Origin of the sequence: Lysinibacillus fusiformis, from assembly GCF_002845985.1 — a bacterium.
GTDB lineage: Bacteria > Bacillota > Bacilli > Bacillales_A > Planococcaceae > Lysinibacillus > Lysinibacillus fusiformis_D.
Window position 1 is genome coordinate 370,571 of sequence record NZ_PDFK01000003.1, and the last position, 13,158, is coordinate 383,728.

Here is a 13,158-nt window from a genome sequence, read left to right on the forward strand (position 1 = left end):
GTTACTTCTCTCCTTTTGTGAGTGATTTTTCTAAAGCTGTAACAATTTTAGGATTTTCTTTTTTCCAGTTTACCAATGTTTCTTGGAATAAAGTAAGTTGTTTTGTATGTTTTATATAATCTGCGATTAATGGTGCCGTGGGTAACTTTAGTTTTAAGCCTGGTAATGAATTGAGATCACTTAATACTTGAGAATATAATGATTCTTTGGTTTTTCCCCATTCTAAATAAGACTTTAATGTATCAATTTCTATATTTGATGTACCAATTAGTTTTGTAAATAACATTTGTAGTATTTCGACTGCTTCATAATCGCTAATATTTATAGCCTCTTTAATAGCAGTATTTCTTGCTCCCTGACTTCTACTTATAAGTTGTTCATATATTTTATTTGCATTGCGACTTAATTTTTTTAGTGAACTAAAACTTTTATTATTTAAGCTATCTCTTGAGAAATAAAAATAAGGTGTTAAATCTACTTCACCTATTTTTGGATCGATACTACACCAATCTTTAACCCAATTATCGTCATTCCAGATTTTCAAAACATTTTCTTCACTTAATTTATCATTTTCTAATTCACCTAATTGATTGTTTAACTCTTGTAGATTACCTTGGAATTCAGCGATTTGTTTAAAAAGCGTAGGCTTAAAATATTCTAGCATCATTAATTTAGCTAAGATTTTTCTATCTAATTTTATATTTTTATAAGAAGACATTTTTTCTCTCATAACTAAAGAATTTAAAAACCTCTTACAATGCCTTGGATTACCATTTAGACCTTGTGCCAATACATCTGATAGTTGTTCAGCAACAACAATATCCTCTTTTACTTTCTCTGCTATATCAGCATATTTTTCATTAATCAATTCAAATGAAATAGCAAATTTAAAGAAATTTTCTCTTTTTGCTTCATTAAATAAAGTAAGTATTTTTTCAAATTCTACAGGGTTTAAACTTTTTTCAAAAAGTAAACAGGTAATATAGAATTTCATTTCTGTGGAGCTTAATCTAGGAATTCTTATTGGGTATTGAATAATTTTTTCTAGGTATTCTTTTCCTATATTAATTTGCTGCCCTTCAATTTCATCAAATTTACGTTGTACAGCATAAGATATATGTCTTTCATCTGCACCAATAATGAATACCGAATTCCCAGTAAATAAAAATAGACGTATAGCTTCTAGTGTGTCTAAAATAGTATCCGGACTACAACGATCTAATTCGTCAATAAAAATTACTAATCGTTGAATTTTACTTTCATCTAATAATTTTGCAAAATTTACTTGAAATTCTTTTATATCTTCACGTAATTCTTTAAATTCTAACTCACTTTTAATAGCATCTAAAATTTTATCTTCTTCAAGATCCGCAAAACTATCTGTTGAAACAGCTCCCTTTACTTGGTCAATAACCTCCTTTGTTGATAGTTCTAATAATGTCCCTATACCTCCAGTTAATAATAAATCAGCCCCGTATCTAACGCCTTTTTTAGCAAGCTTCAATTTATCAACACTTTTATATAAAGCGCGTATTGTTTTTTTGGCTCCTGTAGATAACTTCTGGTTTGATTGTATGGCATCTAGGATACTTCCTACTAATGCTGTTTTCGCATCTTCATATCCTTCAAATAACCATCCATTAAAATTGAGACATACAGTTCCCTCACGTTGTTCAGCCTTTTTCATACTCATGCGAATTAAGCTAGATTTTCCACTTCCCCAGTCCCCATATACTCCAATACTTGAAGGAAGTAATGTATCATCCTCAATTAACTCATCTAGTAATCCAATTAAATAATCAAAATCCAAAAAATCTAATTCTGTTTCACTATCTTTCCACATTTTAGGCACCTCTTTTTATTAGCAAATTGTAAATTTACTTCCTATCCACTTTTTGTATTGCAACTTGTAGGGGGGTTCTATAATTATCGTATTTTTTGTTCCTTTCAAATCCACAATTATTTTGTTCCTTTTGTATATTTTGAACCAATTTTTCCAATTTCTCGTGTATGTTTTGATAATATATAGTAGTACGATTTAGTTCTTTTTCAATTATAACTAAATGCATAGGTACTTCTCTCGGTAAGTAATTATTAAACCTTTTGTACGTTGAAGAATTGGAAATTAAATCTAAGTATTTAAAAAATCTTTCCATCAAAAAGTATGATAACAGAGTACTCACTATCTTTTTTATTTGATTTATATCAAATATATTTGCATCGTGAGTGATTTTAAAACAGCTGTCCAACAAGTCTTCTAGATAGGTACAATAAAAACCTTTTGTGTAAAGTGAAAATTGCTCATTGTAGCTCTCAAAGTTAAATAATTTTGTTTTGTCAGGTGATTCTCTTACAGTATGTGATAGATTAATTCCTTCAAACTCTTCTCTCCAAAAGGTAAAGGCTGTAGAAAACTTGCAAGATGTCTTGCTTTCAAGTAGTTCATTATTAAGGTGAATACAATTTTTATGCTCTTTTAGAAAGGTTTTGATTAAATACCTTTTAATTGCTTTATAAATATTTCGAGAATGAATATAAATTTCAAAAAGCACTGCATCTATTTTATCCTTTTCTTCAAAAGTATGGAATCTATTCCTGTATTCAAAAGTTTTATTGTAAATGTTTAATGCTTTTTTAAAAGAGTTTTTTGAAGAGAGCGAGTTCTGACAATATTCCATTTTTAAAACTTCTGAATCATTTAGGTCTGTATTTAAATAATAGTTTTTAGTGTATTCTATTAATAAAAACAGGGCTGATTGATCATATCCTTCATCCATTCGAAAAATACGCTGAGGGTGAATAATTACTGGGGTTGCTTTTTGATGTTTATATATTGTAAGTAAGCTTAATAGTTCTTTATCTTTAATAGTGAAAAATTTTTTCCAGCTATTAAAAGTGGAAATTACATTTGCACTATCCAAAAAACTAGTACCACACTTACAAGTAAAGGGAGGATTAGGATTATTGGATAACAAATATTCACCTAAAAGAGTATCACACTTCCGGCAATAGTCAATTAATGATACATTTGGGTGAAAAATACAGTATTTGAATAAATTCAATTGATGAAATATACTATGAAAACCACTTTTAATACAGTTTGGACAATAAGTAACATGTTTGTTGATAAAATAGTTGTGTGACGTACCAATAAGAGAATTAAATTTTTTTAAAATTAATGTATCCCTTCTGTTCAAATTCACTCCTAATAAATCAATAGACTTCTTTTCATCTATTCCAGCTAGACTTGTAAGATCTCGTACGTAATAACCTGCATTTGCAATATGCTTTATATTTTGAATATGCTCGTTCCCAAAAATATTCAGAATATCATTGTTGCTTAGTGCATTAGAAAATTTAAATCTTTCAAATATACACCAATTGGATATATAACTATGAATCCAGTCCCTATTCCATACAAACTCCTTTTTATTCACATTACCCCCTCCCTTTTATTCAACATCTAATAAAACTAACTCGGATTGAATGTAGCCAGAATTTATTATTGCTTTTTTGAAAAGATTTTTATTAAGTAGTTGAACATTTTCACCAAAAAATCCATAGTTTTTCAAGATATATTCAATTGACAGTGTAACGTATTGCATAGGTATTTCTTTGTTTTTTTGTAATCCTTTATCTAATTGAAGTTCTAAAAACACGTCATGAAACTCTCCTGCATAGTTAACCAACCTAAACCCATTTTCAAAATGATCCCTGAAATAAAACTGAGTATATGACAGATTTGAATTAACAGGAAATTCAGTTCCCGTATCATATTGCTCAAGTAGAATTTTAAAATCTTCGACATCTTTAACCCCATTAAACTGATAGCTATCACTCATAAATCTACCTACTATTTGAAAATCCTTATTTTTAATAAATCTTTTTCTACGGTCGATTAATTCGTCATGTCCTACTAGAATAGTAGTTAATACAATCCCATATTCATCTAACTCATTATATACATCCATAAGCCAATCATATTGAATTGCTGTTAGTTTTTGCGCATCATCAATGAAAATAACAATTTTATTTTGTTTTGATTTTTCTGCCATGTTTATAAAAAAATGTTTTAAACGGACTCTTTTTTCACTTGGTCTTCCTAGTTCAGGTGCAGCATGTCCAACTCCATCTAACAAATCCTCAAAAAAGTTATTTTCACTAGGATTTTTATAGGTTTTACATTTAATATGGAACATAGGAATATTTTGATTTAATTCTTTAGGAAGTACTTTTATTAGGTATTTAATAGCACGTGTCTTACCTAGGCGAGGGCGTCCATGAATAATAGCACCTGGAAATCTATTATCTATCCAGTTCCCTACTATATAACATAATTTATCAATTTCATTTGTAGCAATTAGATATTTCCCAGTGTCAACTGGGTGTTTTCCCAAAGGAACGTTTATATTTGATAAGTTCACCATAATATACACCACCTACAGAGAGATTGATTTTCTTTTACTTTTATTTTTGTTTTTTTCTACGTTTATTAAATGGTCATAGTAGTTTGTTTCTGTGATTTCAAGGTTGATGTTATTTAATCTAATTTCATCTTTATCTGAATTAGTGTTAGCCGTCGTAGAACTTTTTTCTTTTTGAATTATTTTTTGTTCTATGATTAAATCGTGAGTTGATTTGAATTCATCATTTTGTTTATTACTACTAGTAATACCTCTAGAAATATCTTCAACAGCAGCGACTTTTCTGTCATCAATAACTTCTTGGTGTAGTTTTTGTTGCTCTTTTTTTAATTTTACCAGTACTTTTTTCTTCTCTTTATTTTTGGAATCAATATTATATCTCTTTTTATAGGATTTTAATTCAGCTAATAGATTTCTAAGTTTCCTATCGTTAATTGCATTTTCTTCTAAAAAAGCTTGAAAAGCATCCATGGGATCTTCATCTTCGGTATAATGAAAATATCGTTCACGTTTAAATTTATTTATTGCATCTCTTATTTTTAAAGAATGCTGCACAGTTCCCCAGTAACCACTACAAGTTAATACACCATACTTTGAGCCATCCTGCCTATAAACGACAACTGAACGAAGATCCTCAGTATTAATCAAGATAATTACTTTTTCATTTACCATTGAAAAATCTTTACTAAGTTCAGGGCTAGAATATCGTTCTTGTTTATAGTGTATATATGGTCTTCTTCCTTGTTCCAAGTTCCCTTTAACTCTTCGTTCACAAGTTATTGGAAATAAATTAACTAAGTCTCTATTTTCGATAGGAATAGTATTAATATGCATTCCTTGATTAATCCTACTTTCAAAGATCTCTAATGGAGTAAAGCCATCATTAGCATCATGAGGAGTTGCATTGTAATTTGCTATAATTACCTCACATAATTCCTCAATCGCATCAGCAGTAATAGAATACTTAATTGCATTCTTTTCAGCATCTTTTCTGCGTGGATCCATTACATTGCTACCTGTAGTTGAGGGGAGCCTATGAAAACTGTTCTCTTCAATTTTTTTGAAAAGTCGTTCAACAATTGGTCTTTTCACAGGAACTGCTATTGGTCCCATATTAATAGAACAACCTATTTGTTTTGTTAATAAATCTTTTATTTCGTTTGAAAGATGTGATTTTGCATTGTCATAGCTTATTTCATCCCAAGTACCATATTCAACTTCAGAAAACTTTGATGAGGGAAAACCAGCATTTTTAGAATAGTTTAATCCTGGTATAGTAAGTTCTTTTGATTTCCAAGGTAAAATTGTTGATTGAAAACACATTTTCACATCTTCTTGGTTATATTCCTTATTGAAAGATAAATGGTAACCTAGAATTGCTCTAGTAGCTACGTCAACTACAGTTAATATCCAGATACGATCTATTGTATCTTTTATTTCTTCTCCCTTTGGAGTTTTATATACAATTGCTGTTATTAAATCAATTTTATGACCATCAAATTCTACCCTTTCTAATGGTCTAGTGATTGTTGAATTTGAGTTAATAGAATTATTTACATTATTTAAAAGCATATAGGATTGCCCCCCATTAATGCTAGCTACTTCTCGAATGTAATTATTAGAGATCTCTTTAATAAACCTTTCAACTGACTTCCGGGCTAAGCTAGTCGTATTGAAAGGATACTCATTAGGTTTTATTCCTAATTTCCTACATTCATCAATAAACTTCCTATGCAAATTTTTCAAACTAATTTTACGTTCTCTAGCACTATTCTTTACTTTAGATTTTTTAAAATACTCCTCTATTAAAAAGATTTTTAAGTCAGGGTAATTCTTTAAAAGTAATTGGAATGTACCTGAATAATTAGTGATATCTTGATTATTAATTGATTTCCTTTTATATGGAACAACCTTGTTATTGTGTAATAGACCTCGGTATCCCATTATTTTGTTATTATCGTCATAGACCATACATCTCAATGCTAAACGATAGATTTCACTTCGAAATATACCTGTTTCTAATACTATTTGATTAATTGGTAGTTCGGTACTAAAGAAAAGGTCTATTGCTTTCTTTTTTGTATTAAAAATCGTTAGTTCATGTTCATTTAGATGACCAGTATATATGGCATCCCAATTAAAAATATTAAGATCTTCAATTGAAACATCTTTTCCTGAAAAAAACCTTCGCATTTTTATTTCCACACCTCCGAATATTTGCCTAAATGTTTTACTTCAAAATTACAATTAATACTTCCCTCATATAACAAAATGCATATAATATTGAATAATATTTGAAATTCGATTTTTGTTTCATTTGCTATTTGTTGAATTGATTTTGGCTCTTCCATAATATGCCCTTTAATAAAGTCAATAGTTTGGGAATTTGGATTAATTGATTTACTAACCTGCTTTATTAATAGTTTAAGATTCGATAGTTTAATTGGATTCAGTTTTATATCCTTTTCAGTTTTAATTAAATGTTTTATTTGATTTGCCCTACACCAAACGCCTTGAATATAAATCTGTTTTTTAACAGATTCTTTTAATAAATCGTTTGAATATTTAATTTCAATAAATGTTTCCTCACCATTTTTATATTTCACCCACATATCAATTATGGAGGAATGTGTTCTGCTGTTTTCGATGATTTCCATTTTAATCGGTTGTTCACAGAAATTAATTATTGATGGATCAGTTTCTACCTGCAGCCAATGTTCATATTCTAAATCACTAAATAAATAGACCACTCTTTTTAACTTATTACTGTATGCCAACCACCTATTGTTACCATATTTTTTACTAGCGTCAGTAATTAAGGGTTTATACAATATAAGCACCTCATTTTTTGAATTTTCAGAAAAAATAATGTATAGAAGTTCTTGTCTTTATTATACAAAATCTAAAAGTTCTTGTCCTTAAATTTGGACAGGAACTTTTAGACAAATTTTATAAGATTGTTATTTTATCAATGTTTTGTGAAAAAATAAAATGTCTAAAAGTTCTTGTCCATATACATATATATGGACAAAACTGTCTCCCCCTTTAGTGAATTTGTTTAATTGGCAAGATTTATACTGCATATACTGTTTAAGGTAACTCCAACTCCACACGTTTTGACGCTTATTCATCATCTGATAAATAAGCTGTTATTGAACGAACTTGTTCGTAGCCAGTTGCCATTAAAAATGTTGGAGCGCGTCCATAACTTTTAGCTCCGACTATATAGAAGTCCTTTTCTAGTTGGCGCAGATTTTTTTCTCCATGCGCTCTTACTGTGCCACCACAACTATGCTTCACCACCATAGGCTTCTGCTACAAATTTTTTACGCATAATCCACACTAGCTTTGTTGCAGGATTCTCTGCTTGTAATTCAGCGAGTGCCAATAATGTATTACTAGCCGAATGACCACCACTAATAACTGCAATTTTCTTATTGACATATCTCTTAGTCTTCTTATTAATGTATAGGATACCATATTCAATGTGATCTACTAATGCTTTTTCATTTTATAGCCATCCCCCTGTAGAATTTGCTGGGTTTGGATTTCCCCATGCACCCGTTGCATAACAGCTCTCGCTTCAATAATCAGGAAATCTTAGTAAAAGATGTTTACAAACAACTTAAAGAAAGATATACTTACAAAGTAAACAAAAATTCTTAAGGAGGTCGAATGAAATGATCGTTAAATTAATGTCATTGGTAGCTACAACTTCAGTAAAAATGAAAATCACACATTCGACCAGATCGGAATGGATCGCTTAAGTTTTTTGTAATTAAGCATACCCATACCGCAGGGAGAAGTGTGCCCCTGCGGTATTTTTGTGCCTTTTTTTACCGTAGAGGAGTCTCTCTACGGTTTTTTTCATTTTTCATGGTAATTTAAGGAGGTGATAATAAATGATATTAAACATTTTTGCTCTCACGATAACTATTACAAAACGTAAGATCTCTCGTGAGCAAGCACTTCATAATGAAAATGTGAAAAAAATCTTTGAAGAGAACCAAAGAAAAATTGAAAGTTATATTCGTATTCGTCAATATTAATTTTGTTAATTAAAAAACATGGAAGGTGGGAATTGAAATGATTTATATGATCAAAAGACGTCATGCAGTTTTATGGCTGGAGAAAGACACAACCACCAGATGAAGTAATATAAAGTGACAATACAATATAGCTATTTAATTTTATAGTCTCAGTAAAGCTAACCCGTTCTAATCTAGAACGGGTTAGCTTTAGGAGGCACTTTTTAAGCGATGTTTTATACATACAACTTGATGTAATTTAAGAAAATGCGGAATTCCTCGATACTAAAATTGAACTTGGCAATTTTTATCTTAATTCCATTATTCCGTTAGCCATCCATGTAGCGCAAAAACAGCGCCCCATTGTGGAAGATCATAAGCAGATGTCTTCTTAAATTAAAGCCCTCGTTAGTTTAAGATAGTACATAATTATGATACGGTTCACCTTAATGTAGTTAGTTTCCATTATATATATATCCTTACCAGCGATTTATCGCTATTTTCATTAAGACAACGTATAATAAGAGAAGCAGAAGAAAAAGAATTCATTTTTCCTCTAGTTAAAAAAAGAGGTGCAATTATTTGAAACAGTTTGAAACAGCATTACCTGAGCAGTATGAAACATTAAAAAAACAGGCAAATTATACGTCTAGCTGGCGAGAGCGTTTAGACGCAGTCGAAAAGTTATCGGCTTATCAACATGACAAAATCATAGATTTATTAATAAATCGTATGCAACATGATACTGTCTACAAGGTGCAAGTAGCAGCCTATGAAGCACTTGCGGCGCTTGGCGAAGACGTAGAGAAGCCATCACCTGCACGTTTTGATATTATCAAAGGAACAGACAAAATTTTCCTGCGGGTTAAAAAGAGCTTGCCGAAGGATCATACAGTGGCAGACTTTGCGGATAAACTAAAACGTATGCGTTTAGATGTCTTTGATGCGTATGAAGGCGATAAAGGTGTACAATTTATGAACTGGTTAGAGGAACGTTGGGCAAAATTGTAATCAGTAGTTTTGCGATTTATGAAGGAAAGTCATTCTCTCCACTTGTGGAGGGAATGGCTTTTTCTTATCTTACGCTGCGGTTCATCGAAACTAATATTAACTTGTATTACTTCTTTTCTTTGATCATCTATCTTCTTTATTGTTTAATGATAAAACAAACACCTTAACAATTTTCTTTAAATATGTTACTCAAGAAAATGGCCTGATTATGGAGTAACAAGTTAAACAACACTCTTCAACTAAACTGCCCCGTTAGTACAATAATAAAGAAAAAGATGGTTGCCTACCCTACCCAACTTGAAGTCGTTGCTAGTTCAAAAAATGTTGGCAGATGACATTTAAAATTTTCTTAGAAATTAATCAAATAGCCTCCATTTTTAGAGAGCTATTATTTATCAATATATTAAAAAAGGGTAACCTATCACCCATAGAACCCCTCCAATTTCTTTTTACAATCATTTTATTCAGATAACATACTCTGCATAATTACTATCGTAGCCCTTTGCATAAAAAGCTGTAGAAACAATATTCAAAGGAAAATCCAAGAAATGTTAGTTTAATAGCATTTCTTGGATTTCGGTTTCTTTCCAAACTTTCATTTAATATTGTTATTAAACGTTTACTAGTGGATAAAAATTATTAATCTTGAGATAGGTGTAACCAATCAAGTAAACCAAAAGGACTGTCTCCGTTGAAGAAGTATCAGTTAAATGCAATGATTCAACTACTTTTTAATATTTCTTACTTTATATCCAATAAATAAGATTAAAAACCAAACTGGAGCGACATATAGGGCAACCCGCATATCTGGAATAAAGGCCATTAACACAATAACCATTAATAAGAATGCAATGGCAATGTACGTAGAAAATGGATAAAGCGGAATTTTGAATTTCAGTTCAGCTACTTCCTCTTTCGTTTTTGACTTTCTAAATTTCAATTGTGCTAATAAAATAATCATCCAGCTTGTAATGACTGCAACTGTCGCAACAGCAGAAATATAGATGAACACTTTTTCAGGTACTACATAGTTTAAGACAACCGCCATTAATAATACGGCTGAAGAAAATAAAACGCCTCTATGTGGACTACCGTTTTTGCTTACTGTTTTAAAATATTTCGGACCATTTTTTTGTACCGATAAGTTGTGTAGCATACGCCCTGAACCGTATAAACCACTATTAAATGCAGACATTGCTGCTGTAATGACAACAAAGTTAATAATGTGAGCCGCAGCAGGGATGCCGACATAATCGAAAATTTGAACGAACGGGCTACCTTCTGAACCAACTTCATTCCAAGGATAAATAACCATCATAACGCCTAATGCACCAATATAGAAAATTAAAATACGCCAAACGATGTTGTTAATAGCTGAAGGAATGGATTTGCTAGGATTTTTAGCTTCTCCTGCAGAAATACCAACTAATTCAACCCCACCAAATGAGAACATAACCAATACTAGTGACATTAAAATACCATGGAAACCGTTTGGCATGAAGCCACCGTGTGCCCATAAATTATCGAAGCCAATTGCTTCACCATGGTTGCCAACACCGAAGAAAATAATGGCTAATCCTAGAACGATCATACCGATAATCGCAACAACTTTAATCATCGCAAACCAGAATTCAAATTCTCCGTAAGCTTTTACATTTGCTAGGTTTACAAGCGTCATAATAACAAGGACTACAAGAGCAGTTACCCATTGTGGAATATCAGGGAACCAGTAGTTAATGTATACACCGACTACTGTTAATTCTGCCATGCCAACGACAATCCACATGAACCAATACGTCCAACCAGATAAGAACCCCGCAAAGCGTCCTAAATATTTATTCGCGTACGTGCTGAACGAGCCTGATACTGGTTCCTCTACTGCCATTTCTCCTAATGCACGCATAATTGTGAAAATAACTAATCCACCAATTAAATAAGCTAGTAGAATAGATGGTCCAGCCATTTGAATTGTTGAACTAGAGCCATAAAATAAACCGACCCCAATTGATCCACCAAGTGCAATTAATTGCATGTGACGAGTACTTAATCCGCGCTTTAGCTGTGAATCTTGATGATTATCTTTCATAATGTCTTACTCCTAATACGTTTAGATTTTCAAATACTTGCTCAAAAAAGGAATAAAAAAACGCCCTTTTGGATTAACCAAAAGGACGATTCAACTCGTGTTACCACCTTTAATTTATAAGCAATTCACATTACTTACCTTAAGAAGTACGGTCATTTGACGATACTCTCGCACATGATTACGGGTGCTTACCGACGTAGCCTACTTAGAATAATCTTTTCGGTACGCAGCTCCAAGATGAATTCCCAATCGTTTTACATGCACCTCTCATCAACCGGTAACTTTCTGTTCGTAAAAATAATTGATACTATTTCTTTTCATAGCCTTTGTTCTATGACAAATATTTTTGAATTATTTTTCATTTTACACAAAAAAAATATTTTGTCAATAAAATTTTTCAATTAAAGCTATAAAGCATAATATAACAAGAATATTTGATATGAATCATACATATATTGATTTTAATATTTCATTAAAACAGAAGTCTATTATGATCCTAAGAAGGATTTATAATATATGCGAGAATTATCTATAAAGATAGGATGATGACAATTATTGAAAAATCGGTTCTTGCTATGGTTATTTTACGTGTATTGTCTGGAAGTATTGAAGTAAGTGCTGGCTTATTGATGCTAAAGTTGAATAATTTAGAAAAAGCATTCTATATTAATACAATGCTTGCATTGGTTGGTCCAACAGCTTTAATCGTAACGACAGCAATTGCACTATTTGGACTAGCTGATAAAATTCCTGTGACGAGAATCATTTGCTTATTTATGGGAATAACACTTATTATTATTAGCTCACATATTAAGTAATATAGACATTCCGCGTTCTAATGCTAATTAAACTCTTTCTTACAAACATCACATTTATGAGGCATACCTTTTCGCCCTTTTTAAACAATATCTTTTAGCTTATTTAGTTTGCTGTAGCGTGTGACGACGCTGCGTTTTTTTTTTATGTATAAGTAACCACTACCTGCACAAATTTATATTAAGTGTATCGCACGCACTTATTCGGTTGTGGCGTTGGTTGACCGCCACAACCTCCCTCATTCAGGGTCACCGTAACTCAGTGACCCTTTTCTAATTTCTATTGTCAGATTGTTTAGTAACATTACACTGCATCAGGCAGTTTTCTACTTGAATAAAGAATGTATCTATAAAGCAATTTCTTTCGGCTTAACAACGATCAACAATATTTCTTGACCTCTACCCATGTAGATAAATAAGTTCTTCTATCTTTGTCTTTGTCAGTGTACTCTGCATCTTGCCTAGTGCCAAAATCCCCTTAAATTATTGATTCCAGTAAATTAAACTTCTGCGATACAATCCCTGACCTCTACCTCTTATATACACAAAACTCTTCTAGTACTTCTTTTCTTGTTTTAGCTTAGGTTAGATTTTGTCTGACAATTGAAAGTGCTATTAATTGTTACGTTGAATATTTAATTCATCTTAAGGAGAATCTAGATTAAATGATAATTATTATGTAAACTAAAGTTATTTTGCAGTGAGAAGAGTCTTGCTTACAATCAAATTCTCTTATGTACATGACATCTGTATATTGTAAATGGACAAGAACTTTCGGACAAATTTATAAGCAA

General features: G+C 31.3%; 9 protein-coding genes, 1 pseudogene and 1 other annotated feature. Of the genes and pseudogenes, 3 read left to right on the top strand and 7 right to left on the bottom strand.

What is annotated here, in order from left to right:
- Position 1: 1 nt before the first annotated feature.
- The 6 genes and pseudogenes from CRI88_RS12480 to CRI88_RS12505 all read right to left on the bottom strand — a co-directional run.
- Complete coding sequence (locus CRI88_RS12480) at positions 2-1,843, bottom strand: KAP family P-loop NTPase fold protein (RefSeq protein ID WP_101966684.1); 1,842 nt, start codon at positions 1,841-1,843, stop codon at positions 2-4.
- A 34-nt stretch (positions 1,844-1,877) separates the two neighbouring features.
- The gene (locus CRI88_RS12485; RefSeq protein WP_101966685.1) at positions 1,878-3,437 is read right to left on the bottom strand and encodes a hypothetical protein; all 1,560 of its coding nucleotides are present in this window, start codon (positions 3,435-3,437) and stop codon (positions 1,878-1,880) included.
- Positions 3,438-3,452: 15 nt separating this feature from the next.
- The gene (locus CRI88_RS12490) at positions 3,453-4,427 is read right to left on the bottom strand and encodes an AAA family ATPase (RefSeq protein ID WP_101966686.1); all 975 of its coding nucleotides are present in this window, start codon (positions 4,425-4,427) and stop codon (positions 3,453-3,455) included.
- Positions 4,428-4,439: 12 nt separating this feature from the next.
- Entirely contained in the window at positions 4,440-6,629 is a 2,190-nt protein-coding gene (locus CRI88_RS12495) for a hypothetical protein (RefSeq protein WP_145991313.1), read from the bottom strand.
- A complete protein-coding gene (locus CRI88_RS12500) occupies positions 6,620-7,255 on the bottom strand; it encodes a TnsA endonuclease N-terminal domain-containing protein (protein WP_101966688.1) in 636 nt (211 codons plus the stop codon). Before CRI88_RS12500 ends, CRI88_RS12495 begins: the two co-directional genes overlap by 10 nt.
- Positions 7,256-7,482: 227 nt before the next feature.
- Positions 7,483-7,992: pseudogene (locus CRI88_RS12505) on the bottom strand (flavoprotein); the annotation flags it as partial.
- A 334-nt stretch (positions 7,993-8,326) separates the two neighbouring features.
- On the opposite strand from CRI88_RS12505, the gene CRI88_RS12510 reads away from it, so the two are divergent.
- Positions 8,327-8,473 (top strand): YrzI family small protein, encoded by a 147-nt coding sequence (locus CRI88_RS12510; RefSeq protein ID WP_080717122.1) that lies wholly within the window; start codon positions 8,327-8,329, stop codon positions 8,471-8,473.
- A gap of 561 nt (positions 8,474-9,034) precedes the next feature.
- Positions 9,035-9,463, top strand: coding sequence for a HEAT repeat domain-containing protein (locus CRI88_RS12515; RefSeq protein WP_036126241.1), 429 nt, complete (start codon positions 9,035-9,037; stop codon positions 9,461-9,463).
- A gap of 724 nt (positions 9,464-10,187) precedes the next feature.
- On the opposite strand, the gene CRI88_RS12520 is transcribed toward CRI88_RS12515, so the two are convergent.
- Positions 10,188-11,549, bottom strand: coding sequence for an amino acid permease (locus CRI88_RS12520; RefSeq protein WP_101966689.1), 1,362 nt, complete (start codon positions 11,547-11,549; stop codon positions 10,188-10,190).
- Between the two features lie 78 nt (positions 11,550-11,627).
- Positions 11,628-11,879: a binding site (T-box leader), on the bottom strand.
- Between the two features lie 212 nt (positions 11,880-12,091).
- On the opposite strand from CRI88_RS12520, the gene CRI88_RS12525 reads away from it, so the two are divergent.
- The gene (locus CRI88_RS12525; RefSeq protein WP_036126236.1) at positions 12,092-12,367 is read left to right on the top strand and encodes a YqhV family protein; all 276 of its coding nucleotides are present in this window, start codon (positions 12,092-12,094) and stop codon (positions 12,365-12,367) included.
- The last annotated feature ends 791 nt before the right edge of the window (positions 12,368-13,158 follow it).